Below are 23,340 nucleotides of genomic sequence, written 5' to 3'. Positions count from 1 at the left end.
TGTTAAAAGCTAGCTTTACATAAATTTACAAAAACTATTATTACAATGAAGAAAATAATTATTGCAAGCACTTCTACCGTACATGGCGGTCAATATTTAGACTATCTTTTAGACACATTAAAAATTCATTTTAAAGACACAGAAGAAGTTATCTTTATTCCCTACGCTAGACCTAGCGGAATCACACATAAACAGTATACAGAAAAAGCTAGCAATGCTTTTAATAAAATTGAAAAAAAATTAATTGGCTTACATACTTTTAAAAACCCAAAAGAAGCAATAGACAACGCAAAAGGTATTTTTGTTGGTGGCGGAAACACCTTTGTTTTAGTCAATGCTCTTTACAAATTTAATTTAATTGAAAGCTTACAAGACGCCATAAAAAAAGGAACTCCGTATTTAGGAACCAGTGCTGGAAGCAACATTTGTGGTCTTACCATGAATACAACTAATGATATGCCTATTGTTTATCCGCCAAGTTTTAAAACATTAGGTTTTGTGCCATTTAATATTAATCCACACTATTTAGATCCAAACCCAAGTAGCAAACACATGGGTGAAACTAGAGAAACCAGAATAAAAGAATTTCATCAATTTAACACACAACCAGTAATTGGTTTACGCGAGGGAAGTTGGATAGAAGTTAAAGACAACAATTTACAATTAAAAGGAAATTTACAAGCACGCATTTTTGAGCACAATCAAGAACCTTACGAAGTTGATCCTGATACATTCTTAAATGAATTGAAGTAAAGCACAAAAATTTAAAAAAATTATTTTTCATCAAAGTATGTCATTCCGAACGAGGTACGAGGAGGAATCTCATATTCATATTATTAAGATGAGATTTCTCAATATGCTCGATATGATAAAAGCATCACAATAAATTATAAGGATTAAAATAAAAAAAGTCTCATCAAATTGATGAGATTTTTTTTTAGCGGGAGACCGGTTTTACTTCGACTACGCTCAGTATAAACTTCTCACCCTAATCTTAGAGCGTTTAAATATTTCTTGAAATAAAAAAGCTTCATCGTTTTTGATGAAGCTTTTTGAGCGGGAGACCGGGTTCGAACCGGCGACATTCAGCTTGGAAGGCTGACGCTCTACCAACTGAGCTACTCCCGCTTTTTGCGGTGGCAAATATAAACAAAGATTTTAATTATTTGCAAAAAATTATAATTTCTTTAAAAAATGATAGCCTAAAATTTCAAAACCCTCGTTATAATAAAATTTGTGTGACGGGTAGTTTTGAACGTAAGTATTTAATTCACAAGTAGTACAACCTTTACTTTTGGCATAATCGTATAACCACTTAAAAAAAAGTTTACCAAGACCATTTCCTCTATATTTTTCTTCAATATAAACATGATCTACTTCCATACTTCTACCAACGTAATGTCTTGTTTGAAACCACATTCCTGACATACCAATTAAAGTATCACCATCATAAACACCTGCACACTCATAATTTTGAGTAATCATTTCGGCAAAACGCTCTTTTAATACTGCATCAGAATTAGCATTATTAGTTAATTTTTGCATTAACGGAATAATGCTGAAAATTTCAGTTTTATCTATTATTTTAAACTTAAAAGACATCTCAATTTTTATTACAAAATTAGTTAATTTTGAAATACTATTATACAAATAATGCAAATCAAAGCAAGTACACAACGGTTATATTTAAGAGAATTTTCTGTAGATGATGCTATTCATTTTTACGAGATGAATTCTGACCAAGACGTACTAAAATATACTGGAGACAAACCGTTTTCTTCTTTAAATGAAGCAGAGCAATTCCTATTAAACTACAAAGAATACGAAAAACATAATATGGGAAGATGGGCAGTTTGCGATAAAAAAACAGATCTGTTTTTAGGTTGGTGCGGATTAAAATTTCATCCTAAAGAAAACAAAGTTGAAGTTGGTTATCGCTTCTTTAAACAATTTTGGAATAACGGTTACGCTACCGAAAGCTGTCAAGCTGCAATAACTTATGGATTTACCAAATTACATTTACAAACCATATATGCACATGCACATATAGAAAATTATGCCTCACATAAAGTTCTAGAAAAATGCAATATGCAATTAATAAAAACCTTTAATTATACTGGCATGCCTGCAAACTTATATAAAACAGAAAATCCTAATATAGAAATAAAACAAATCACAGCTTTACAAACCTATCCAGTACGTCATCCTGTTTTAAGAACTGGCAGACCTATTGAAGATTGCAAGCTAACTTTTGATGATCATAAAGACACATTTCACTTAGGTTTATATTATAAAAACAAGTTGTCTAGTGTAGTTAGTTTAATGAAACTTAACAATGAAAAATTTGAAGAACAAAACCAATATCGCTTACGCGGAATGGGAGTTTTAGAACAGTTTCAAGGCTATGGATTTGGCAGATTACTAGTAGAAACAGCCGAAACAATGGTAAAACAAAAAGGAACTAAACTACTTTGGTTTGATGCTAGATTAATTGCTGTTGGATTTTACAAGCGATTAGGTTTTACAATTATTGGGAACCAATTTGAAGTCCCTAAAGTTGGTCCTCATTATGTAATGTATAAACGATTATAGATTTTATTTGTATTTTGTCTAAATTCATTCAACCAAAAAAAATAAACTCAACATTTAACGTTGAACTTTCGTAATTTGCTTTATCTAAATCAATTATCATGAGAAATTTTAAAGGTAGACTTCTAATTGGTGTTCTTCTTGCTGCATTTGCTTTGTTTAAATATTACAACTCAATGGAAACAAATGAGTACACAGGAAAGAAACAAGCAATCTCTATGACGCCAGACCAAGAAATTCAAATGGGTTTGCAAAGTCGAGATCAAATGGCGGCACAACATGGTGGATTATATCCAAACCAAGAGTATCAAGTATTTGTAGACAGAGTTGGCAATAAATTAGTACAAAATAGTGTTGCAAAAGACACGCCTTATAAATATGAATTTCATTTACTAGCAGATAAAAATACTATTAACGCTTTTGCCTTACCTGGCGGACAAATTTTTATCACCTATGCCCTATTTTCTAAATTAGAAAACGAAGACCAACTAGCTGGTGTTTTAGGGCACGAAATTGGTCACGTTATTGGTCGTCATAGTGCAGAGCGTATTGCAAATTCTGAGCTTTGGCAAGGTTTATCAACTGCAGGTTCTGTTGGCGGTAATATGGGAGATGTAGTTAGTCAATATGGCATGTCTAAACTATTAAAAAATGGTCGTGGTGATGAGTTAGAAAGTGACGACTTAGGTGTACGTTTTATGATGCGTTCTGGGTATGATCCAGAAGAAATGATTGGCGTTATGCAAATTTTAAAACAAGCAGCTGGTCCAAATCGCGTACCAGAATTCCAGAGTACTCATCCCGATCCAGAAAATAGAATTGAAAAAATTAAAGCCTCTATTAAAAAATACACAATAAACTAAAACGATTTAGTAGAAAACCAACAAAGTCCTGCAAATGCAGGACTTTTGTTTTTATATTTGTTATAATAAAACTTACAGTAATGAATAAAAAAGTCATCTTAATGATACTAGATGGTTGGGGAAAATCTCCAGACCCAAAAGTATCGGCAATAGATAATGCTAACACACCTTTTATAGACAGTTTATACACTAAATTTCCTAACGCACAACTGCGTACAGATGGACTGCATGTTGGTCTTCCAGAAGGACAAATGGGGAACAGTGAAGTTGGCCACATGAATCTTGGTGCAGGACGCATTGTTTATCAAGACTTAGCAAAAATTAATCTTGCTGTAGAAAATAACACACTTGCCAAAGAACAAGTATTAATAGATGCTTTTAATTACGCTAAAGCGGAAGGTAAAAATGTTCATTTTTTAGGATTAGTAAGTAGTGGTGGCGTACACTCGCACATTAACCATATTAAGGGATTAATTACAGCTGCTCAAAATGCTGGAGTAACAAACAGTTTTGTTCATGCGTTTACAGATGGTCGTGATGTAGACCCAAAATCTGGTAAAGGATTTATTGAAGATTTAGAAAATTTCACTTCAAATACAAACACAAAAATTGCAAGTATAACTGGTCGTTATTATGCAATGGACAGAGACAAACGTTGGGAACGTATTAAACTAGCGTATGATGCTATTGTTAATGGTTTAGGTGAAAAAACACAGGATTTATCTAATAAAATTCAGACAAATTACGATAATGATATCACAGACGAATTTATCAAACCAATCATCAAAACAGATACTAATGGTAACCCAATAGCTACTATTAAAGAAGATGATGTAGTTATATTTTTCAACTTTAGAACAGATCGTGGTCGCGAATTAACAGAAGCATTATCACAACGTGATTTTCATGAGCAAAACATGCATAAGTTGAATTTATACTACGTGACTTTAACAAATTATGACGAAACGTTTACAGGCATAAACGTAGTTTTCAACAAAGAAAATTTAACAGATACTTTAGGTGAAGTTTTAGAAAAACATAATAAAACACAAATCAGAATTGCTGAAACTGAAAAATATCCACACGTTACATTTTTCTTTTCTGGAGGACGCGAAACACCTTTTGATGGTGAAAAACGTATTTTAAAAAATTCACCAAAAGTAGCAACCTACGATTTAAAACCAGAAATGAGTGCTTACGAGCTTACAGATGCTTTAGTACCAGAATTAGAAAATGAAACAACAGATTTTGTTTGTTTAAATTTTGCAAACGGTGATATGGTTGGTCACACTGGTGTTATGGACGCTGCAATTAAAGCTTGCGAAGCAGTAGATAAATGTGTTGAAAAAGTGGTAACAACTGCATTAGATCACGGTTATACAACACTTTTAATTGCCGATCATGGTAATTGCGAAACTATGATAAATCCTGATGGTAGCCCAAACACAGCACATACTACAAATCCTGTCCCTGTTATTTTAATTGATAACGAATTAAAACATATAGAAAACGGTATTTTAGGAGATATGGCACCAACTATCTTAAAGTTAATGGGTGTAAAGCAACCTGAAGCGATGACGCAAAAACCTTTAGTTTAATACTAAATAAATATAATTGTAATTAAAAAATCCGCTTCGTATTGAAGCGGATTTTTCATTTTAAATCAATTGAATTTTAAATTCAAAAAATTAAATTTATTGTACTTTTACAATCTTATTTCTATATAAATGAATATACAAGGAAAAATAATAGCTGTAGATTTTGATGGCACTATTGTAGAAGATGCATATCCAGGTATAGGCAAACCTCGTTTGTTTGCTTTTGAAACCTTAAAATGTCTTCAAAATGATGGTCATCGACTTATACTTTGGACCTATAGACATGGTAAACGTCTAGAGGAAGCTGTTAATTTCTGTAAAGACAACGGTATAGACTTTTACGCTGTAAATAAAAGTTTTCCTGAAGAAACGTTTAAAGGTGATGTAAGCCGAAAAATTAATGCCGATTTATTTATAGACGATCGTAATATTGGTGGTATTTTAGGTTGGGGAGAAATTTATCAAATGCTTACCAACCAAACACCGCAACAATCAAAACCTAAGAAAAAAGGCTGGTTTAAATTTTAACAACCAATCATTTCAAAATACGCTTTATCTATTTCTTCTCTGTGATCTGGATGAGCTATATTAACCAAAGCTTTTATACGCTTTTTAATAGTTTTCCCATAAAGGCTAGCCACACCAAATTCTGTTACAACATAATGTACGTGCGACCTAGTAGTTACTACACCAGCACCTGGTTTTAAAGATGGTACAATTCGACTAATACCATTTCTAGTTACAGATGGTAATGCTATAATTGCTTTACCGCCTTCACTTAAAGATGCGCCTCTAATAAAGTCCATTTGTCCACCAACTCCAGAATACATATGCGCACCAATAGAATCTGCACAAACTTGTCCCGTCACATCTACTTCAATAGCAGAATTAATGGCTACCATTTTTGGATTTTGTTTAATAATCGAAACATCGTTTGTGTAATTTGATGCACGCATTTCTATAAATGGGTTATCGTCTACATAATCATATAACTTTTGCGAACCAATTAAAAAAGTAGCCAAAGCACGACCACGATTAATTTCTTTATAGTTACCATTAATTACATCCTTTAAGATTAAATCTATAACACCATCAGAAAACATTTCGGTATGTAAACCTAAGTCTTTGTGATTAGTTAATCGAGCTAAAACTGCATTTGGAATGCTTCCAATTCCCATTTGCAACGTACTTCTATCTTCAATTAAATTGGCTACATATTCGCCTATTTTTGCTTCAACTTCATTAGGTGGTAATGCATCGTGACTTGGTAATGGTTCGTGATGTTCTACAAATTGATCAATTTCAGAAATATGAATAATACCAGCACCATGTGTACGTGGCATATATTTATTAATTTGAGCTATTACAATTTTTGCATTATCTATTGCTGCTAATGTTGCTTCAACAGAAACGCCTAAAGAACAATATCCATGTCTATCTGGTACCGATACATGGATTAAAGCTACATCTAAATCAATTATATTTCTTTTAAACAGAAGCGGTAATTCACTTAAAAAAACTGGTGTGTAAGAGCCATTTCCTGCTTTTAAAGTATGACGTACATTTTTACCTATAAAAAATGAGTTAACATGAAAACTATCTTTAAGCTCCGGATTTGAATAAGGTGCTTCACCTTCGGTATGTAAGTGGCATATTTCAACATTTTTTAGTTCTTCGTGTCTGGCAGACATTGCTTTTACTAAAGATTGCGGTGCAGCTGCTGCAGCTTGCACATATACTCTATCATTAGACTTTATAACTTTTACTGCTTCTTCTGCGGTTACTGGTGAATACATATTAACTTTGTTTTTATTTTACAAAATTACAATGCTTAGTATAGATAAATCCTGCTAAAAGTCATGTTTCTAAAAGAAAATTGACTTTTATTTTAAGTATATTTGCAGATATTTTAGAGATTATGATTATAGTAAAAACAAAAGAAGAAATTGAATTAATGCGCCAAGCCGCTTTAGTAGTGTCTAAAACTTTAGGCGAAGTTGCTAAAGCTGTAAAACCTGGTGTAACAACACTTCAACTAGATAAAATTGCAGAAGAACACATAAGAGATCTTGGAGCTATACCTGGATTTTTAGGGCTATACGATTTTCCTAACACACTTTGTATGAGTCCTAACTCACAAGTGGTACATGGTATTCCTAACGACAAGCCACTTGAAGAAGGAGATATAATATCTATAGATTGTGGTGCTATTTTAGATGGTTTTTACGGTGATCATGCTTACACATTTGCTGTAGGTGAAATTGATCCTGAAACAGAAAAACTACTTCAAGTTACTAAAGAATCTTTGTATGTTGGTATCAAAGAGTTTAAATTAGGAAACCGCGTTGGAGATGTAGGTTACGCTATTCAAAAATATTGCGAAGATCATGGTTTTGGCGTGGTAAGAGAATTAGTTGGTCATGGATTAGGCCGAACTATGCACGAAGATCCAGAAATGCCAAATTACGGAAAACGAGGAAGAGGAAAAAAGTTTATTGAAGGTATGGTTGTAGCTATTGAGCCTATGATAAACATGGGAACAAAACGAATTAAACAACACCGTGATGGCTGGACAATTACAACTTTAGATGGTAAACCTAGCGCACATTTCGAGCATGATGTTGCTATTGTAGATGGTAAACCAGAGCTATTATCTACTTTTAAATACATTTATGACACTTTAGGTATTGAAAGTAACGAGGAAGATGAATTTAGACAGCAAGCTTTAGTTTTATAGACCTAAAGACACGAATTACACTAATTCTCACTAATAATTCACTTTCTATTGAAAAATTTAATTTATAAAGATGAAGCTTATAAGATAATTGGTCTTTGTATGGAAGTACATAACCAACTTGGAAAAGGTTTTAATGAAGTTGTATATGCTGATGCTTTAGAAATCGAATTAATTGATAACAATATAGCTTATTCTAGAGAAACTAAATTTGCAATAAGCTATAAAGGAAACACTTTACCTCATAAATATAAAGCAGATTTTATCATTGATGATAAAATAATTTTAGAACTAAAAGCTATTGAAGCTTTAAGTTCTGCTCATGTAAAACAAACATTAAACTATCTTGCTGTCTCAAAATTAAAATTAGGTTTATTAATTAATTTTGGTGATGAAAGTTTAAAATATAAACGAATTGTCTTGTAATAATTTGTGTTAATTCGTGAAATTAGTGTCAAAAAAACTCTTTAAATACATACTTAATTTTATTCCAAGACCATTGCTAATTAGGTTAAGCTATATTGTTAGACCTGTTTTAGCTTTTGTTTTAAGAGGCAAAAAATATACAGACCCAATAGATGGCAAGGGTTTTAAGTCTTTTTTACCTTATGGATACGGCAAACAAAGACCTAATGTACTGTCGCCTTCTACATTAAGCTTAGAAAGACATAGACTTTTATGGCTCTATTTAAAAAATGAAACCGATTTTTTTACTTCTAATAAAAAAGTACTTCATTTTGCTCCAGAACAAGCATTTTACAAACGCTTTAGGCAACTTAAAAATTTAGATTACACGACAACCGATTTATTATCACCTTTAGCAGATGTAAAAGCAGATATTTGCGATTTGCCTTTTAAAGATAATACTTACGACGTTATTTTATGTAATCACGTTTTAGAACATATTTCTGATGATATTAAAGCGATGCAAGAGTTGTATCGTGTTTTAAAACCAAACGGAATGGCGATTTTGCAAATACCGCAAGACTTAAATCGTGAAACTACTTTTGAGGATAACACCATTACAGACAAAAAAGAACGTGCTGAAATTTTTGGTCAATACGATCATGTACGCATTTACGGTCGTGATTATTTTGATAAACTTAGAAGCATAGGTTTTAAAGTTGAAGAAGTAGATTATACAAGTAAACTTTCTTCAGAAAAAACAGACAAATATCGTTTAGCAAAAGGGGAAATTATTCCTGTTTGTTACAAATAGAAACTATTATGACACAACAAGTTTTTATCATTACAGGTGCATCTTTTGGCATGTTAGCCATAATATTTGGTGCTTTTGGAGCTCATGCTTTAAAGAAAATCTTATCAGATGATCAACTTAAAAGTTTTGAAACTGGTGTAAAATACCAAATGTATCATGCTATTGTTTTGTTACTTCTTGGTTTTAATTTTCAGTTTTCAACTTCTGCAATGTATTGGTGTTTCACTTTAGGTATTGCACTTTTTTCTTTTAGTATTTACGGTTTGGTTTTAAGTGATGCTAAAGGAAAGAAAATAAAGTTTCTTGGACCTATTACGCCTATTGGTGGTCTACTTTTCGTAGCTGGTTGGTTGTTATTAATACTTAAAGCTATTAACTTTTAATTTTATTCAGGGAAACCATTAAAAGACTTCGTTTCTAACTTACCTTTTTCATTTTCAAAAATTAAATACACTTGTAATTCTGGGTGTTTTGCTAAAAAGTAATCTACTTTTTTTATTCCCATGGCTTGAAATGCTGTAGCATAAGCATCTGCCATCATACATTTATCTGTAATTACAGAAGCGCTTAAGATTCTGGTTCGTGTTGGATAACCTGTTTTTGTGTTTATTATGTGTGCGTATTTATTTCCGTTTTCGTCTACTTTAAACTTTCTATAAGTTCCTGAAGTAGCCATAGCTTTATCTGTAATACCAATAATCTTAGAATAACTTTGAGAGCCATCAAAATTTGGATTTTCTATGCCAATTGCCCATTCTTTTTGTTTATTTAAATTTATTCCCTTAGCTCTTAACTCTCCTCCTATATCTACCAAATAATTAGTTATGCCTTTACTTTCTAAAAAATCTGCTATAACATCTACACCATAACCTTTAGCTATAGCATTAAAATCTATAAACGTATTAGTGCGTTTCATTATAACTCCGTTTACAACACCAACACGATTAAAACCTACAGATTTCATTAAACTATCCACTTTAATACTATCTACAGCAGATTTATTATTCTCTGATCCAAAATTCCATGCGTTTACTAACTTACCAATGGTTGGATCAAAAACTCCTTCTGTTTCTCTATAAATTTTCTTAGCTGCCTTAAAAACAGTGTCAAAATGAGGATCTGTATTTACAATTTCGTTTCTATTAATTTTTGAAATATTTGAAGACGGAATGTAGTTTGACATGGATTGGTTTAATACTTCAAAAATGCTATCAAATTGTTTTTGATAACTTTTATTGTCTAAATCGTAATATTGAATTTGATACGAGGTACCAAAAACAGGACCTTGAATTTTTACTAATTCAGGTTCGTTTTTACACGATATAAAAACAACTAACAATAATAAAATTGAAGCAAAACGATGTAACATAAATTTTAATTTAAATGAGTTTCTATAACCTGAAAACCGTTGTATTCTATCAAGTATTCTTCGTTTAAGTAAATTGGTAAATCTTCGCCATTAGGATTACCCAAACCAACACCTGCATATAATATTTTGGCATTATGATCTTGTGCATGTTTTTTAAAAGATTCCATCCAAACAATGTCATAATTATTAGCATTTTCGGGTAAAATCACAGCTTTTACAATAACAAAATAGTACTGTTTATTTTTATCCATACACACAAATTGCGGATGTTTTTTTAGCTTACTGTTTATTGCTATAAATTCAAAACCACGTTGTTCTAAATCTTTTCCAACATGATTCATCGCTAAATTATGTAGTTCTTGTTTTGTTAACGGTTTACTCATAGCACAAAAATACGCTTTAACATTTATTTGCTGAAATTTTCTTATTTTAAAAGAAGAAAATCGTTAAGAAATTAAAAATGAAAACGACTAAAAGATTTGAAAACGCTATAAATAAACTATATATAGCTTTTAATGAAAACACATTAAATCCTGAATGCTGCAAACAATGTGCTGTTGGAAATATTTTAGACCAAAAAGACGCTTGGAAACATTTATCTGATGATCATGGTTCTTTAAAGTTGAATTACCTTGGATTAGTACATCAAAATTTGGGTAGAACATTTAATGGGTATTCACCTTTAGAATTACTAAAAATTGAAGCTGCATTTTTAAAAGGTTGCGGTTACCAATTGCCATTACATCACAAGCATAAAAAACCAAAAAACTCAACGCATAAAGACACTTTATTTAATGGTTTAAATGAAGCAATTAAGGTGCTTTGCGTTTTTGATAACATTGAAAACATTATGGATTATTCTAATATATTTAAAGATTCGATTACAAAAAATAGTTATTTAAAACGTACAAATTTTGAATTTGAAAAGGTATAATTAGAAACAGGTATTATCGCATTCATCTTTAAATCATACCACGGTGACATTTTACTATCTTCTAAATTTCTTATTAAATGCACACTTTGTGCTGGCGTATTACCTTGAAAAAGCAGAAAGCGTTTTTCTCCTTTTTCATTTATAATTTCATCACAAATAATAGCTACATGACCTGGCGTACCGCCACGAATAAGCATATCTCCTATTTTCAAATCTTTAATTGAAGTGATTTTTTCTAACTCGTTATACAACGACAACGTACCAGAATACATATAAATTAAATCTAAATATTTATAAAAATTGGCTTTGCTATAGTCTGCTTTTGCTGTTTTATGAAAACTTACTTTACTACCATTAATTTTTGGACGGTATCCTTCTGAGTAGTATTTCCAAGAACAATAATGTCCACTAGTAAAATTAAAACCTATTTCGTCTTTTCTGTTGTTATCCCATAAATATTCACTTCTAACACGTATTAATGCATCTGCACATTGCTGCAAACCATTTGTAGTTACAGGTATTTCTAAAATACCAATATGTCCAGATTGCCAAAAGTATTCTGAGCCATCATAGTTTATAATTTTACTACCAAAGGTTTTAAGTTTATAATTACGTAAATACTCTTGAAATGATCCTTTTGGGTAAGATACACGTGTAAAACCATCAGGAACTTTGACACGTGATTTTATTGTTAAGCCATCTTCATTAATCAATGAAGATGTTGGTTTTACAAGTCCTTTTACAAATGAAGTTTTTCTATTATTAAAACCTAAAAATACAAGAGCAATAATGATGATTAGTATTAGAGTAATTTTTTTCATTTAATAAAAACGAAAAAGCTCAATACTTTCGTATTGAGCTTTTTAATATTTTTGGAAAGTTTCTATCCTCCAAAGTCATCAAATCGGATGTTTTCATCTGGAATACCAAAATCTTCACCCATTTTTTGTACTGCTTTATTCATTAAAGGAGGACCACAGAAATATAACTCTATATCCTCTGGTGTATCATGATGATTTAAGTAATTATCTATTACACAATTGTGAATAAACCCTACAAAACCATCTCCTTCTTCATCATGTATATCTTTCTTAACTTTCCAGTTATCTTCTTCTAAAGGTTCTGAAAGAGCTAAGTAAAATTTAAAGTTAGGGAAATCTCTTTCTAACTCACGGAAATGTTCAATATAGAATAATTCACGCTTAGAACGACCACCATACCAATATGTTACTTTACGTCCTGTTTTTAATGTTTTGAATAAATGATATAAGTGAGAACGCATTGGTGCCATACCTGCTCCTCCACCAACGTAAAGCATTTCTGCATCAGATTCGTTAATAAAGAATTCACCATAAGGTCCAGAGATTACACACTTATCACCTTTCTTTAAGTTAAATATGTATGATGATGCTACACCTGGGTTTACGTCCATCCATCCATTTTTATTTCTATCCCATGGTGGCGTTGCAATACGAACATTTAACATAATCTCTCTACCTTCTGCTGGGTAAGAAGCCATAGAGTAAGCACGTTCTACAGTTTCATCATTTTTCATTACTAATGGCCATAAATTGAATTTATCCCATTCTGCCTGAAACTTATCTGGTGAATCGTGTTCTTCTGGATGTGCGGTAATATCCATATCTGAATATTTCACTTCACATTTAGGAATTTCAATTTGAATATATCCACCAGCCTTGTAATTCATATCCTCAGGGATTTCAACTACAAACTCTTTAATAAAAGAGGCTACATTGTAATTACGTACAACTGTTGCTTCCCATTTTTTGATACCAAATACTTCTTCTGGTATCGTAATTTCCATGTCTTGTTTAACTTTTACTTGACAAGCTAAACGTGCACCGTGTTGTAATTCTTTTCTTGTAAAGTGAGGTGTTTCTGTTGGTAAAGCTTCTCCACCACCATCTAAAACGTGACATTCACATTGGATACAAGTTCCACCACCACCACATGCAGATGGCAAGAATATTTTTTGGTTACCTAATGTTGATAATAATGTACCACCTGATGATACTTCAATTTCTTTTTCACCATTTATTTTTATAGTTACAGGACCTGATGGTGATAATTTTTGCTTAACATATAATAATAATGATACTAATACCAATGTTATTACTAAGAATGCGATAACAGTTGTTAAAACTGTTCCTAATGTACTTGCTGCTAAAATCATATTACTCTACTGTTGTATTGTTAGCTATAGTTGAGTTATTCTCTATAACCTTAGTTTCGGTTTTATCTTGCTTTTCAATTTGAGCTGCTTGTTCTGTTTTTTTAGAACCTTCATCATCTCCTCCAGTTAACATTCCTCCAAAACTCATAAATCCAATTGCCATAAGACCAGTAATAATAAATGTAATTCCTAGTCCTCTTAAAGGAGCTGGTACGTTAGAATAACGAATCTTTTCGCGGATTGCTGCGATAGCTAAAATTGCTAAGAACCAACCTATACCAGAAGCTATACCATAATTAAATGCTAAACCTATAGTTTCGATTTCTCTTGACTGCATAAATAAAGATCCTCCTAAAATTGCACAGTTTACTGCAATTAGCGGTAAAAATATACCTAGTGAATTATACAATGAAGGTGAAAACTTTTCTACAACAATTTCTACTAATTGTACCATGGTTGCAATAGTTGCAATAAACATGATAAATGATAAGAAACTTAAATCATAACTAGCATATTCTTCTCCTAACCAAGATAATGCACCTGGTTGTAATACATATTGATCTAAAAGCCAGTTTATAGGCACAGTAACTGCTAATACAAAGATTACTGCAGCACCTAAACCTACAGCTGTTGATACTTTTTTAGATACTGCAAGGTAAGAACACATCCCAAGGAATGTTGCAAATACCATGTTATCTATAAAGATTGATTTGAAAAATAATTCTATATGTTCCATATGTTATTTTTTGATGTCTTTTTGAAGTATACTTCAAAAAACGAGTCAATGTTTAGTCTTCTATTAAATCTTTGTTTCTGCTACGTTGTACCCAAATAATAATTCCTACAACAATTAATGCCATTGGCGATAATAACATAAATCCGTTATTTTCATATCCTATTGCATACAATCCTGATTTTTCGATTGGATCTCCTAAAACTTTAAATCCTAATAAAGTACCAGAACCTAATAGTTCTCTAAAAAAACCTACTATTATTAATATAACACCGTATCCTAATGCGTTACCTATTCCATCAAGGAAAGATTTCCACGGTCCATTACCTAAAGCAAATGCTTCAAAACGTCCCATAATGATACAGTTTGTAATAATTAAACCAACGAATACAGAAAGTGTTTTACTTAACTCGTAAGCAAAAGCTTTTAGTACTTGATCTACAATAATTACAAGAGCAGCTACAACAATAAGTTGTACTATAATTCTAATTTTTGAAGGTATGATATTTCTCATTAAAGAGATAACAACGTTACCAACTCCTAATACAAATAATACAGAAATTGCCATTACTATAGAAGCTTTAAGCTCTGCAGTAATTGCTAATGCAGAACAAATACCTAATACCTGAATAGTAATTGGGTTATTATCTGCTAATGGATCTGTAATTAATTTAGCGTCTTTTTTTGAAAGTAGTCCCATAATTAATTCGCTTGATTTTTTAATGTTTCAAAATAAGGCATGTATAACTTTAAGTCATTTTTAATCATAGCACTTACTCCATTACCAGTAATGGTAGCTCCTGCTAGAGCATCAACCTCATAATCTGTTTTGTCTTCGTTTTTAGGATCGTTATTTCCTTTGGCAACTGTTATACCTTTGAACGTACCATTATCTGTTAATAAGTGCTCGCCATAAAAGTCATCCATAAAATAACGTTGCTTAATGTTTGCTCCTAAACCAGGTGTTTCTCCTTTGTGATCAAAATATACACCTTGAACAACCATGTCTTTATCCATAGCAACATAGCCCCAAATAGCATCCCAAAGTCCTTTACCATATATTGGTGCTACATAAAATGTTTTACCATCTTTTTCTCCAATAAATAAAGGTAAGCGTCTTGTTCCTCCATTTTTTGCTTTTGCTTGTTCTTTTTTAACATCGATTAAGTAAGCTTCGTTGTTTTCTTTTACATCATTACCGTCTATCACAACTTGCTTAGTGATGTATTTTGAAAAAGCTTCACTTACTTTATCTGTAGAAATAAATGTAACATCTGTTTCACCATTGTCATTTACTCCCATAGCGTAAAGAATGTTTTGTTGCTTTTCCATTCTTTCGTTTTCTGTTATAGTTGGCTTTAAAGATGCTGCAGTAAATGCTAATAAAGCACCAACAACAACTACCATTCCTATAGCAAATAATACCGTATATAAATTACTTTCTGTTCTGCTTGACATCACTATGCGGTTTTAACTTTTAAACGTTTCATTCTACGTTTTACATTTCCTTGTACAACGTAATGATCAATAGTTGGAGCAAAAACATTCATTAAAAGAATAGCTAACATTACTCCTTCTGGGTATGCTGGGTTAAATACACGAATCATAATAGATAAGAAACCTACTAAAAATCCGTAAATCCATTTTCCTTTATTTGTTTGAGATGCTGTTACTGGATCTGTTGCCATAAATACAGTACCAAAAGCAAAACCTCCTATTAATAAGTGGTGCCAAAACTCGGTACTCATTAGTCCATAAAACTTGCTAGATTCTGTAATCCAACCAGAGCTAACAACACCATTAAAGATTAATCCCATTGCTAATGCACCAAGTACTGATGATAACATTATTCTCCAACTTCCTATCTTAGTAAAGATTAAGAATAAACCTCCTAATAGAATTAATAACGCTGAAGTCTCTCCTACAGATCCTGGAATAAATCCGAAAAACATATCCATTACCTCATAACCTGCAGCTTTACCTTGTGCTAGATTACCTAAAATAGTTTCTCCTGAAATAGCATCTGGTGTACCTGCTCTCTCTACAGCTTCATGTACCCATACTTTATCTCCTGACATCCAAGTTGGATAAGCAAAGAATAAGAATGCACGAATAGTTAATGCTGGGTTTAAGATATTCATTCCTGTACCACCAAAAACTTCTTTACCTATGATAACACCAAAAACAACTGCAACTGCTAACATCCATAACGGAATGTCTACTGGTACAATTAATGGTACTAACATACCTGTTACTAAGTATCCTTCTTCTACTTCGTGACCTTTAATTACTGCGAAAATAAATTCGATTAAAAGACCAACTCCGTAAGACACTATAACTAAAGGCAACACTGTCCAAGCACCAACTACAAAGTTATCCCAAGTTAAAAAGTTTCCGAATAAGGATACTTCTCTTGTAATACCTGCAGCTGCATCAATAGCTGCATAATGTTGGTAACCTGCGTTAAAAATACCGAAGATTAAACATGGTATTAATGCCATGATTACAGTATTCATTGTACGCTTTAAATCGTCTGCTGCCTTTACATGAGTTCCTCCATGAGTCGTTTCATTTGGCAGATATAAAAAAGTATGTATAGCATTAAAAGCTGGCGCCATTTTGGTGCCTTTATACTTTTCTTTTAAATTGTGTAAGTTACTTTTTAAACCCATTATCCAATTTCTTTAAGCATTAAGTCTAATCCTTCTCTAATTATTTTTTGATGTGGTTGTTTTGACACACAAATAAATTCTGTTAAAGCAAAATCCTCTGGTGCAACCTCATACATCCCTAAAGCTTCCATTTCATCTAAATCTTTATACATACAAGATTTTAAGATTTGTAATGGATAAATATCTAAAGGAAACACTTCTTCATAACTTCCTGTTACTACAAAAGCTCTATGCTCTCCGTTAGTATTAGTATCTAAGTTATATTTTTTGTTTGGCGATAACCAAGAAAAAGTTAAAGCTCTTGATGTAGATATTTTATTAAATACAGGCTTATTCCAACCAAAAAATTCGTAATCGTCTCCTTCAGGAATTACCGTAATTATGTTACTGTAGTAATCTAAATATCCGTCTGGTTTAACTTGCTTTCCTGTTAAGACATTTCCTGAAATAATACGGTCATTACCATCTTTATCAACACCATTATCATAAATCATAGTAGACACTTCACTTCCTATTTTAGTACGGAAATATCTTGGCTTTTTAACAGATGCTCCTGCTAGCGCGATAACACGTTCTGCATTAAACTTTCCTGTTAAAAGTAATTCTCCTATGATTACTAAATCTTGTGCATTTACTGTCCAAACAACTTCACCTTTATTAATCGGATCTATTTTGTTGATTTGTGTTCCTACATTACCAGATGGATGCGGACCAGACACTTTGTGTACTGTTACATTATTTAAGTTAGCTAATGGTGAGTTACCATTTTTACCAACAGAAACATGCACTGCTCCTTCTGTTAACTTACTTAAAGCAGTTACTGCAGCTTGAAGCTCAGCTTCTTTACCTTGCAGTGTATAATCTAAATCTGCTGCTAATGGTGCACTTGCATAAGCTGAGATAAAGATAGACTTTGGTATACCATTTGGCTTTGCAACAACATCGTAAGGACGTTGTTTGATAAAAGCCCAACAACCTGATTCTAATAACCTAGACTTTACTGCTTCTGCATTTGCAGACTGTACGTCTAACTTTCCAAAATCTTCGTAAGCTTGCTCTTTGTCTGCTTTAATTTTGATTGTTAAAATTCTTCTTTTAGCTCCACGTTCTATCTCAACGATTTCTCCAGAAACAGGAGAAACAAATTTTACACTTTCGTCGGATTTATCATAAAAAACAGTACTTCCTGCTTTTACTTTATCTCCTTCTCTAGCAACTAATTTTGGAGTAACTTGATGGAAATCTTCTGGTCTAATAGCGTAAAAGTTGCTTACTATGGCATTTTCAGTAGCCTTTTCTGCTTCTCCTTCTAACTTTATATCTAGACCTTTTTTAATCTTAATGTCGTTTGACATGTTATAAATCTATTAGTTAATAGTTATACTGATTGAGTTTTGAGGAATCAAAAATCCGTGCAAATTTAAGAATAAATACATAATTATATCATAAATAATCAAGAAAAACTTTAAGGCACAGATTTTGTTTATATTTGTTATATAAAATCTTCGTTAAATGCAACAAAAAATTAAACAACTTATATTGCTATTAATCTTTCCTTTATTTGGCTTTTCACAAGTTGAAGAAATTATTCCTCCTGACTATATTAAAACCATTTATTTTAATGGCGGGACTGCAGAAAGCCAACTTCCAATCATAAAATTAGGCGAATCCTTACAACTTGAATTTGATGCTCTTAATGGAAATGAAGACGATTATTATTACGAGATTAAACATTATAATTTTGACTGGACACCATCGCAATTAGTAGAATCTGAATACTTAGATGGCTTTGATGAACAACGCATAAGAAACTACCAAAACTCATTTAACACACTACAAACTTACTCGCATTATAAATTAACTATACCTAATCAATACACGCAAGCCATTAAGGTTACAGGCAACTATATGATTACCATTTATGATGATTATGACGATATAATTTTCTCTAGAAAATTTATGGTTTACGAACAGTTAGCTGATGTTGGTGTTGCAATAAGACGATCCAGAAACGTTAAAGAAATTGACAAAAAACAATCTGTAGATATTACCATTAACTCTAGTCAAATTCAGTTTGTAAACCCAAAAGAAACTGTAAAAACAGTAGTTATTCAAAACAATAATTTAAAAACTGCCATAACCGATTTAAAACCTCAATACATTTTGGCAAACGAACTTACATACAGGTATAATGAAAAGTCTAGCTTTTATGGAGGTAACGAATTTTTCTTTTTTGAAAACAAAGAAATAAGAGCCGCAAGTAATGGCGTTCAATTTATTGATTTACAAGACTTATACCACTCTTATTTATTTACAAACGTATCAAGAGCAAATCAAAAATACACATACAATCCTGACATTAACGGTAATTTCGTTATTACTGCATTAGACGTTGATAATCCTGATGTAGAAGCAGATTATGCCGAAGTTCATTTTAGTCTTCAATACCCAAAATTAGAAGATGGTCAAGATATTTTTGTTTACGGAAATTTCAATAATTACGAACTTGAAGATGCTACAAGAATGGAGTTTTTTGAAGAAGAAGATATTTATACCACTTCATTTATATTAAAACAAGGTTTTTATAACTACAAATATGTTATTTTAAATAAAGACAACTCCATAGATCATGATAAAATAGGCGGAAGTTTTTGGCAAACAGAAAATAATTATAAAGTTATAGTTTATTATAGAGAACTTGGTGCTAGATATGATAAAGTAATTGGTTTAGGCGAAAAAAACTCGGTTGGAATCACCAATTAATCTTAAAATTATTCTAATAAACATTAAAAACAATCAACTTAACTGATAATTTGCTATTTTTGCAATAGCAGAAAACCAGTTAATATATTATGGTACAGCAAATTACTAAAGGCATAAAAATTTCGGTAGAAACAAATTTTGAAGGTACGTTTTACAAAAACTACAAACTTCATTTTGCTTTTGGTTATCAAGTAACTATTGAAAACCAAGGTAAAGATGCTGTCCAACTTAATTCAAGAAAATGGACAATTTACGATGCTTTAAACAACATTGAAGAAGTTGAAGGCGAAGGCGTAATTGGTCAAAAACCTGTAATTAAACCTGGTGAATCTCACACCTATTCTTCTGGTTGCTTATTAACATCTCCATTTGGAGCTATGTCAGGATTTTACAACATGGTTAATTTTGCAACCACCAAAAACTTCGAGGTAGCTATTCCTAAGTTTCACCTTAGTGCTCCATTTGCTATTAACTAATTATTTTTAAATAATACGCTTCCAAACAAGCATTTACATTACCCATTAACTATTCCTAAAAACATACTTTTACCCATAAAAAAATTGTACCTTTGTGTGACAAAATTTTGAATTAAAAACACAACATTAAACTATGGGAAAAGGATTTTTTAACGTACCTATTGCTGTTAATGAACCAGTAAAAAGCTATGCTCCAGGCTCGCCAGAACGCGAAGCAGTTTTAAAAGCATACAAAGAAATGATTAACACGACTATTGATGTACCAATGTATATTAATGGTAAAGATGTTACTACAGGAAACACAAGAACAATGTCTCCGCCTCACGACCATAAACATGTTGTTGGAACCTACCATTTAGCTGAAAAAAAACATGTTGACGAAGCTATTGCAACTGCATTAGAAGCTAGAAAAACATGGGCTAACACACCTTGGGAACAACGTGCTGCTATATTTTTAAAAGCTGCAGAATTAATTGCTGGTCCATACCGTGCAAAAATTAATGCAGCAACCATGATTGCACAATCAAAAACAATACACCAAGCTGAAATTGATTCTGCTTGCGAGTTAATTGATTTTTTACGTTTTAACGTGCAATACATGACAGATATTTATCACGACCAACCAGAAAGCACAAGTGATGCTTGGAACCGTTTAGAATATCGTCCGTTAGAAGGATTCACATACGCAGTAACTCCATTTAACTTTACTGCAATTGCAGGAAACTTACCTTCTTGTATGGCTATGATGGGTAATGTTGTGGTTTGGAAACCAAGTGACTCACAAATCTACTCTGCTAAAGTTGTAATGGATGTATTTAAAGAAGCTGGTGTACCAGACGGTGTAATTAACGTTGTTTTTGGTGATCCAGTGATGATAACAGATACTGTTTTAGACAGTCCAGATTTTTCAGGATTACACTTTACAGGATCTACTTTCATCTTTAAAGAATTATGGAAAAAAATAGGTAACAACATTCACAACTACAAAACATACCCTAAAATTGTAGGTGAAACTGGAGGGAAAGATTTTATTGTTGCACATAAAACTGCAAACCCAAAACAAGTCGCTACTGCAATTGTTAGAGGCGCATTTGAGTTTCAAGGTCAAAAATGTAGCGCAGCTTCTAGAGCATACATCTCTGAAAGTATTTGGGACCAAGTTAAAGATTACGTAGTTGAAGATGTAAAGTCATTTAAAATGGGTTCTCCAGAAGATATGAGTAACTTCTTTACTGCTGTAATACACGAAGGTTCTTTTGATAAATTAGCAAAGTATATTGACCAAGCTAAAGCTGATGATAATGTTGAAGTTATAGCTGGTGGAAATTACGATAAAAGTAAAGGTTATTTTATTGAACCAACTGTACTTTTAACAACAGATCCAAAATATACAACAATGCAAGAAGAACTTTTTGGTCCTGTAATTACTATTTACGTGTTTAAAGATGATCAATTCTCTGAAACCTTAGAATTAGTAGATGGCACTAGCGAGTATGCTTTAACAGGAGCTATTTTAGCACAAGACAGATATGCTATTGTAGAAGCAACAAAAGCATTACAAAATTGTGCTGGTAACTTCTACATTAACGATAAACCAACTGGTGCTGTTGTAGGACAACAACCTTTTGGTGGTGCAAGATCATCTGGAACTAACGATAAAGCAGGAAGTGCTTTAAATTTATTACGTTGGGTATCACCAAGAATGATTAAAGAAACATTTGTAACACCAACAGATTACAGATATCCGTTTTTAGGTGAATAATCTATAAAGTATTCAATAAAAAAAACCGAAGCAAATAGCTTCGGTTTTTTTATTTTAAATTATGATGCGGTTATTTTTTCAATTCAAGTTTTTCTGCAAAGTAATCACAAAAATCTTTCATTGTTGCAGACATTTTTTCGTCTTGTGTTGCTCTATGAAATGTGTTGCTCATAGCTACTAATGTTTGATGAAAAAATACTTTCATTTCATCTACAGGCATATCTTTTGTCCATAAATCTATCCTTAAAGATTCTTGCGCTTTACTATCCCAAACAGAAAGCATCATTGCTTTAGCTTCTGCATTTGTTATTCCGCCATCTTGTGCTGTCCAGTTTAATTTTTCTGGAACACGATTTTCATCTAATTCTACGTTTAATTTTATTTCTGATTTAATATTTGCCATTATTAATTTGGTTTATATTTTGCTTTATTAAAAATTGTTTGTGCTGGTGTATTTAACAACTGTACAAAATCTATGTCGTTCTTTTCTGCATAAGATTTTACAATTTGCCAACCTATGTATCTTCCTACACGACCAGGCGATTCGTTATCAATTTGCTCTAAATAAAATTTAGAAAAAGGAGCTGGATTAATAAACCTACCAGGTAATTTTGCATCTGTACTAAAAAGTAACTCTTTATCTACAAAGTAACGCCAGATGTACTCTTCATTAGATTTTACCCATTCTATTTGCTCTGGTGTGTATTTTATTTTTTCTGCATCAGTTTTAAACGGAATAATCATGTCTTTGAAATACAGTATCTTTCCGTGGTAAATCATTTCTTCTAACAAGTTTTTACGTTTGCCATCTAAAATCATTTTTTTAGCATAAGCTTCAGATAGGTCTGAAACTATATATTCTGACTCCATATTACTAGCTATATACTTTTGCATACCTTGATAAAACTCATGATCTTTTCCTAAATACGTATCCAATTCTATTAACGTAACAGTATCTGTTACAAAAACCCTATTTTGATATACCACTCTATCATTAAAGGTTATTATTCTTGGGACTTTAGTATCTGGGAAATAATATTTTAGATGTTGATACATTTTTTTTATTTCGACAGTCTCATCTTTAAAATCAGGAAAGACTTCTCTTGTTTTTTCAGCAATTAAAACATCTAAAGTATCTGTCATTCTGTTTAACCAAAACTCATCTTCATATTTATTAGAAAACATAAACGGGTATGCTTCTTTTAGTTTTGGAAAATCTTCTTTAGAAGTGTTAGAAAATGCTAAATCAAAACGTTCTACATCTAAATTCACATTAATTTTAGATATTTCTTCTTCTATTTTATTATCGTCTTCACAAGAAAACAGACTAAAAAAAACAAAAACACAAAAAATGTAAACTCTCATAGACTTAAACTTCTCTTAATTTTTATTACTTAAAGCTTTACTTTTGTTAAACAAAGGTACTACACTTTA

At 31.9% G+C, this 23,340-nt stretch carries 26 protein-coding genes and 1 tRNA gene; 13 read left to right on the top strand and 14 right to left on the bottom strand.

The window, feature by feature from the left end:
- The first annotated feature begins 45 nt into the window (after positions 1–45).
- Complete coding sequence (gene pepE / locus WA340_RS14630) at positions 46–753, top strand: dipeptidase PepE (RefSeq protein ID WP_336129623.1); 708 nt, start codon at positions 46–48, stop codon at positions 751–753.
- Positions 754–1,055: 302 nt separating this feature from the next.
- Here pepE and WA340_RS14625 read toward each other — a convergent pair.
- Positions 1,056–1,128, bottom strand: a tRNA-Gly gene (locus WA340_RS14625).
- 48 nt (positions 1,129–1,176) lie between these two features.
- Positions 1,177–1,602 carry a GNAT family N-acetyltransferase gene (locus WA340_RS14620; RefSeq protein ID WP_106680216.1) on the bottom strand — a complete coding sequence of 142 codons (426 nt, stop codon included), beginning with the start codon at positions 1,600–1,602 and terminating at the stop codon, positions 1,177–1,179.
- Between the two features lie 51 nt (positions 1,603–1,653).
- On the opposite strand from WA340_RS14620, the gene WA340_RS14615 reads away from it, so the two are divergent.
- The 4 genes from WA340_RS14615 (at position 1,654) to WA340_RS14600 (ending at position 5,578) form a co-directional block, all read left to right on the top strand.
- Positions 1,654–2,592 carry a GNAT family N-acetyltransferase gene (locus WA340_RS14615; protein ID WP_336129622.1) on the top strand — a complete coding sequence of 313 codons (939 nt, stop codon included), beginning with the start codon at positions 1,654–1,656 and terminating at the stop codon, positions 2,590–2,592.
- Positions 2,593–2,690: 98 nt separating this feature from the next.
- On the top strand, positions 2,691–3,452 hold the full coding sequence (locus WA340_RS14610; RefSeq protein WP_336129621.1) for a M48 family metalloprotease: 762 nt from the start codon (positions 2,691–2,693) through the stop codon (positions 3,450–3,452).
- Between the two features lie 80 nt (positions 3,453–3,532).
- On the top strand, positions 3,533–5,050 hold the full coding sequence (gene gpmI, locus WA340_RS14605) for a 2,3-bisphosphoglycerate-independent phosphoglycerate mutase (RefSeq protein WP_336129620.1): 1,518 nt from the start codon (positions 3,533–3,535) through the stop codon (positions 5,048–5,050).
- Between the two features lie 129 nt (positions 5,051–5,179).
- The gene (locus WA340_RS14600) at positions 5,180–5,578 is read left to right on the top strand and encodes a BT0820 family HAD-type phosphatase (protein WP_336129619.1); all 399 of its coding nucleotides are present in this window, start codon (positions 5,180–5,182) and stop codon (positions 5,576–5,578) included.
- Here WA340_RS14600 and WA340_RS14595 read toward each other — a convergent pair.
- Positions 5,575–6,846: an acetyl-CoA hydrolase/transferase family protein gene (locus tag WA340_RS14595; RefSeq protein ID WP_336129618.1), complete on the bottom strand. Its 1,272-nt coding sequence runs from the start codon at positions 6,844–6,846 to the stop codon at positions 5,575–5,577. The genes WA340_RS14600 and WA340_RS14595 overlap by 4 nt on opposite strands.
- A 122-nt stretch (positions 6,847–6,968) precedes the next feature.
- Between WA340_RS14595 and map the strand changes: the two genes are divergently transcribed.
- Genes map through WA340_RS14575 form a run of 4 tightly spaced genes read left to right on the top strand, consistent with a single transcriptional unit; the run spans position 6,969 to position 9,386 of the window.
- Positions 6,969–7,787, top strand: coding sequence for a type I methionyl aminopeptidase (gene map, locus WA340_RS14590; protein WP_336129641.1), 819 nt, complete (start codon positions 6,969–6,971; stop codon positions 7,785–7,787).
- Positions 7,788–7,835: 48 nt separating this feature from the next.
- Positions 7,836–8,210 (top strand): GxxExxY protein, encoded by a 375-nt coding sequence (locus tag WA340_RS14585; RefSeq protein WP_336129617.1) that lies wholly within the window; start codon positions 7,836–7,838, stop codon positions 8,208–8,210.
- Positions 8,211–8,235: 25 nt separating this feature from the next.
- Positions 8,236–9,003, top strand: coding sequence for a class I SAM-dependent methyltransferase (locus WA340_RS14580; protein ID WP_336129616.1), 768 nt, complete (start codon positions 8,236–8,238; stop codon positions 9,001–9,003).
- Between the two features lie 8 nt (positions 9,004–9,011).
- A complete protein-coding gene (locus WA340_RS14575) occupies positions 9,012–9,386 on the top strand; it encodes a DUF423 domain-containing protein (protein ID WP_336129615.1) in 375 nt (124 codons plus the stop codon).
- A gap of 2 nt (positions 9,387–9,388) precedes the next feature.
- Here WA340_RS14575 and WA340_RS14570 read toward each other — a convergent pair whose 3' ends face one another.
- Positions 9,389–10,372 (bottom strand): FAD:protein FMN transferase, encoded by a 984-nt coding sequence (locus WA340_RS14570; RefSeq protein ID WP_336129614.1) that lies wholly within the window; start codon positions 10,370–10,372, stop codon positions 9,389–9,391.
- 5 nt (positions 10,373–10,377) lie between these two features.
- On the bottom strand, positions 10,378–10,755 hold the full coding sequence (locus WA340_RS14565; RefSeq protein WP_336129613.1) for a Na(+)-translocating NADH-quinone reductase subunit F: 378 nt from the start codon (positions 10,753–10,755) through the stop codon (positions 10,378–10,380).
- 77 nt (positions 10,756–10,832) lie between these two features.
- Between WA340_RS14565 and WA340_RS14560 the strand changes: the two genes are divergently transcribed.
- Entirely contained in the window at positions 10,833–11,306 is a 474-nt protein-coding gene (locus tag WA340_RS14560) for a Na(+)-translocating NADH-quinone reductase subunit F (protein ID WP_304141006.1), read from the top strand.
- Here WA340_RS14560 and WA340_RS14555 read toward each other — a convergent pair.
- The 7 genes from WA340_RS14555 to WA340_RS14525 all read right to left on the bottom strand — a co-directional run bounded on the left by WA340_RS14555 (position 11,267) and on the right by WA340_RS14525 (position 18,260).
- Positions 11,267–12,127 (bottom strand): DUF4846 domain-containing protein, encoded by an 861-nt coding sequence (locus tag WA340_RS14555; protein WP_336129612.1) that lies wholly within the window; start codon positions 12,125–12,127, stop codon positions 11,267–11,269. The two genes, WA340_RS14560 and WA340_RS14555, sit on opposite strands and share 40 nt — an antisense overlap.
- A 62-nt stretch (positions 12,128–12,189) precedes the next feature.
- Positions 12,190–13,500 (bottom strand): NADH:ubiquinone reductase (Na(+)-transporting) subunit F, encoded by a 1,311-nt coding sequence (gene nqrF, locus WA340_RS14550; RefSeq protein ID WP_027881110.1) that lies wholly within the window; start codon positions 13,498–13,500, stop codon positions 12,190–12,192.
- Between the two features lies 1 nt (position 13,501).
- Positions 13,502–14,236 (bottom strand): NADH:ubiquinone reductase (Na(+)-transporting) subunit E, encoded by a 735-nt coding sequence (gene nqrE / locus WA340_RS14545; RefSeq protein WP_027881109.1) that lies wholly within the window; start codon positions 14,234–14,236, stop codon positions 13,502–13,504.
- Between the two features lie 52 nt (positions 14,237–14,288).
- The gene (locus WA340_RS14540) at positions 14,289–14,933 is read right to left on the bottom strand and encodes an NADH:ubiquinone reductase (Na(+)-transporting) subunit D (protein WP_027881108.1); all 645 of its coding nucleotides are present in this window, start codon (positions 14,931–14,933) and stop codon (positions 14,289–14,291) included.
- A gap of 2 nt (positions 14,934–14,935) precedes the next feature.
- On the bottom strand, positions 14,936–15,691 hold the full coding sequence (locus WA340_RS14535) for a Na(+)-translocating NADH-quinone reductase subunit C (RefSeq protein WP_336129611.1): 756 nt from the start codon (positions 15,689–15,691) through the stop codon (positions 14,936–14,938).
- Between the two features lie 2 nt (positions 15,692–15,693).
- Entirely contained in the window at positions 15,694–16,905 is a 1,212-nt protein-coding gene (locus WA340_RS14530) for an NADH:ubiquinone reductase (Na(+)-transporting) subunit B (protein WP_336129610.1), read from the bottom strand.
- The gene (locus tag WA340_RS14525) at positions 16,905–18,260 is read right to left on the bottom strand and encodes a Na(+)-translocating NADH-quinone reductase subunit A (RefSeq protein WP_336129609.1); all 1,356 of its coding nucleotides are present in this window, start codon (positions 18,258–18,260) and stop codon (positions 16,905–16,907) included. The genes WA340_RS14530 and WA340_RS14525 overlap by 1 nt, the downstream gene beginning before the upstream one ends.
- A 157-nt stretch (positions 18,261–18,417) precedes the next feature.
- Here WA340_RS14525 and WA340_RS14520 point away from each other — a divergent pair, with 157 nt between their 5' ends.
- From WA340_RS14520 to pruA, 3 genes are all read left to right on the top strand, one after another.
- Entirely contained in the window at positions 18,418–19,668 is a 1,251-nt protein-coding gene (locus tag WA340_RS14520) for a type IX secretion system plug protein (RefSeq protein ID WP_336129608.1), read from the top strand.
- Between the two features lie 89 nt (positions 19,669–19,757).
- The gene (gene apaG / locus WA340_RS14515; protein WP_027881103.1) at positions 19,758–20,144 is read left to right on the top strand and encodes a Co2+/Mg2+ efflux protein ApaG; all 387 of its coding nucleotides are present in this window, start codon (positions 19,758–19,760) and stop codon (positions 20,142–20,144) included.
- Positions 20,145–20,277: 133 nt separating this feature from the next.
- The gene (pruA, locus tag WA340_RS14510) at positions 20,278–21,906 is read left to right on the top strand and encodes an L-glutamate gamma-semialdehyde dehydrogenase (RefSeq protein ID WP_336129607.1); all 1,629 of its coding nucleotides are present in this window, start codon (positions 20,278–20,280) and stop codon (positions 21,904–21,906) included.
- A 70-nt stretch (positions 21,907–21,976) separates the two neighbouring features.
- Here pruA and gldC read toward each other — a convergent pair whose 3' ends face one another.
- Positions 21,977–22,309: a gliding motility protein GldC gene (gldC, locus tag WA340_RS14505; RefSeq protein ID WP_027881101.1), complete on the bottom strand. Its 333-nt coding sequence runs from the start codon at positions 22,307–22,309 to the stop codon at positions 21,977–21,979.
- 2 nt (positions 22,310–22,311) lie between these two features.
- Positions 22,312–23,271, bottom strand: coding sequence for a gliding motility lipoprotein GldB (gldB, locus tag WA340_RS14500; RefSeq protein ID WP_336129606.1), 960 nt, complete (start codon positions 23,269–23,271; stop codon positions 22,312–22,314).
- Between the last annotated feature and the right edge of the window lie 69 nt (positions 23,272–23,340).

The organism is Mesoflavibacter sp. CH_XMU1422-2 (assembly GCF_037029245.1).
In the GTDB taxonomy this organism is placed as follows: domain Bacteria; phylum Bacteroidota; class Bacteroidia; order Flavobacteriales; family Flavobacteriaceae; genus Mesoflavibacter; species Mesoflavibacter zeaxanthinifaciens.
This window is presented reverse-complemented; position numbering and strand designations above follow the sequence as displayed.

What these genes read in the sequence shown, in the direction of transcription:
- WA340_RS14555 (WP_336129612.1), bottom strand. Translation starts at nt 12,127, where the DNA reads ATGAAAAAAATTACTCTAATACTAATCATCATTATTGCTCTTGTATTT.
- WA340_RS14595 (WP_336129618.1), bottom strand. Translation starts at nt 6,846, where the DNA reads ATGTATTCACCAGTAACCGCAGAAGAAGCAGTAAAAGTTATAAAGTCT.
- WA340_RS14520 (WP_336129608.1), top strand. Translation starts at nt 18,418, where the DNA reads ATGCAACAAAAAATTAAACAACTTATATTGCTATTAATCTTTCCTTTA.
- gldC (WP_027881101.1), bottom strand. Translation starts at nt 22,309, where the DNA reads ATGGCAAATATTAAATCAGAAATAAAATTAAACGTAGAATTAGATGAA.
- WA340_RS14530 (WP_336129610.1), bottom strand. Translation starts at nt 16,905, where the DNA reads ATGGGTTTAAAAAGTAACTTACACAATTTAAAAGAAAAGTATAAAGGC.
- WA340_RS14615 (WP_336129622.1), top strand. Translation starts at nt 1,654, where the DNA reads ATGCAAATCAAAGCAAGTACACAACGGTTATATTTAAGAGAATTTTCT.
- nqrE (WP_027881109.1), bottom strand. Translation starts at nt 14,236, where the DNA reads ATGGAACATATAGAATTATTTTTCAAATCAATCTTTATAGATAACATG.
- WA340_RS14620 (WP_106680216.1), bottom strand. Translation starts at nt 1,602, where the DNA reads ATGTCTTTTAAGTTTAAAATAATAGATAAAACTGAAATTTTCAGCATT.
- gldB (WP_336129606.1), bottom strand. Translation starts at nt 23,271, where the DNA reads ATGAGAGTTTACATTTTTTGTGTTTTTGTTTTTTTTAGTCTGTTTTCT.
- pruA (WP_336129607.1), top strand. Translation starts at nt 20,278, where the DNA reads ATGGGAAAAGGATTTTTTAACGTACCTATTGCTGTTAATGAACCAGTA.
- WA340_RS14565 (WP_336129613.1), bottom strand. Translation starts at nt 10,755, where the DNA reads ATGAGTAAACCGTTAACAAAACAAGAACTACATAATTTAGCGATGAAT.
- WA340_RS14575 (WP_336129615.1), top strand. Translation starts at nt 9,012, where the DNA reads ATGACACAACAAGTTTTTATCATTACAGGTGCATCTTTTGGCATGTTA.
- WA340_RS14525 (WP_336129609.1), bottom strand. Translation starts at nt 18,260, where the DNA reads ATGTCAAACGACATTAAGATTAAAAAAGGTCTAGATATAAAGTTAGAA.
- map (WP_336129641.1), top strand. Translation starts at nt 6,969, where the DNA reads ATGATTATAGTAAAAACAAAAGAAGAAATTGAATTAATGCGCCAAGCC.
- gpmI (WP_336129620.1), top strand. Translation starts at nt 3,533, where the DNA reads ATGAATAAAAAAGTCATCTTAATGATACTAGATGGTTGGGGAAAATCT.
- WA340_RS14535 (WP_336129611.1), bottom strand. Translation starts at nt 15,691, where the DNA reads ATGTCAAGCAGAACAGAAAGTAATTTATATACGGTATTATTTGCTATA.
- pepE (WP_336129623.1), top strand. Translation starts at nt 46, where the DNA reads ATGAAGAAAATAATTATTGCAAGCACTTCTACCGTACATGGCGGTCAA.
- WA340_RS14570 (WP_336129614.1), bottom strand. Translation starts at nt 10,372, where the DNA reads ATGTTACATCGTTTTGCTTCAATTTTATTATTGTTAGTTGTTTTTATA.
- apaG (WP_027881103.1), top strand. Translation starts at nt 19,758, where the DNA reads ATGGTACAGCAAATTACTAAAGGCATAAAAATTTCGGTAGAAACAAAT.
- WA340_RS14540 (WP_027881108.1), bottom strand. Translation starts at nt 14,933, where the DNA reads ATGGGACTACTTTCAAAAAAAGACGCTAAATTAATTACAGATCCATTA.
- WA340_RS14610 (WP_336129621.1), top strand. Translation starts at nt 2,691, where the DNA reads ATGAGAAATTTTAAAGGTAGACTTCTAATTGGTGTTCTTCTTGCTGCA.
- WA340_RS14560 (WP_304141006.1), top strand. Translation starts at nt 10,833, where the DNA reads ATGAAAACGACTAAAAGATTTGAAAACGCTATAAATAAACTATATATA.
- WA340_RS14600 (WP_336129619.1), top strand. Translation starts at nt 5,180, where the DNA reads ATGAATATACAAGGAAAAATAATAGCTGTAGATTTTGATGGCACTATT.
- nqrF (WP_027881110.1), bottom strand. Translation starts at nt 13,500, where the DNA reads ATGATTTTAGCAGCAAGTACATTAGGAACAGTTTTAACAACTGTTATC.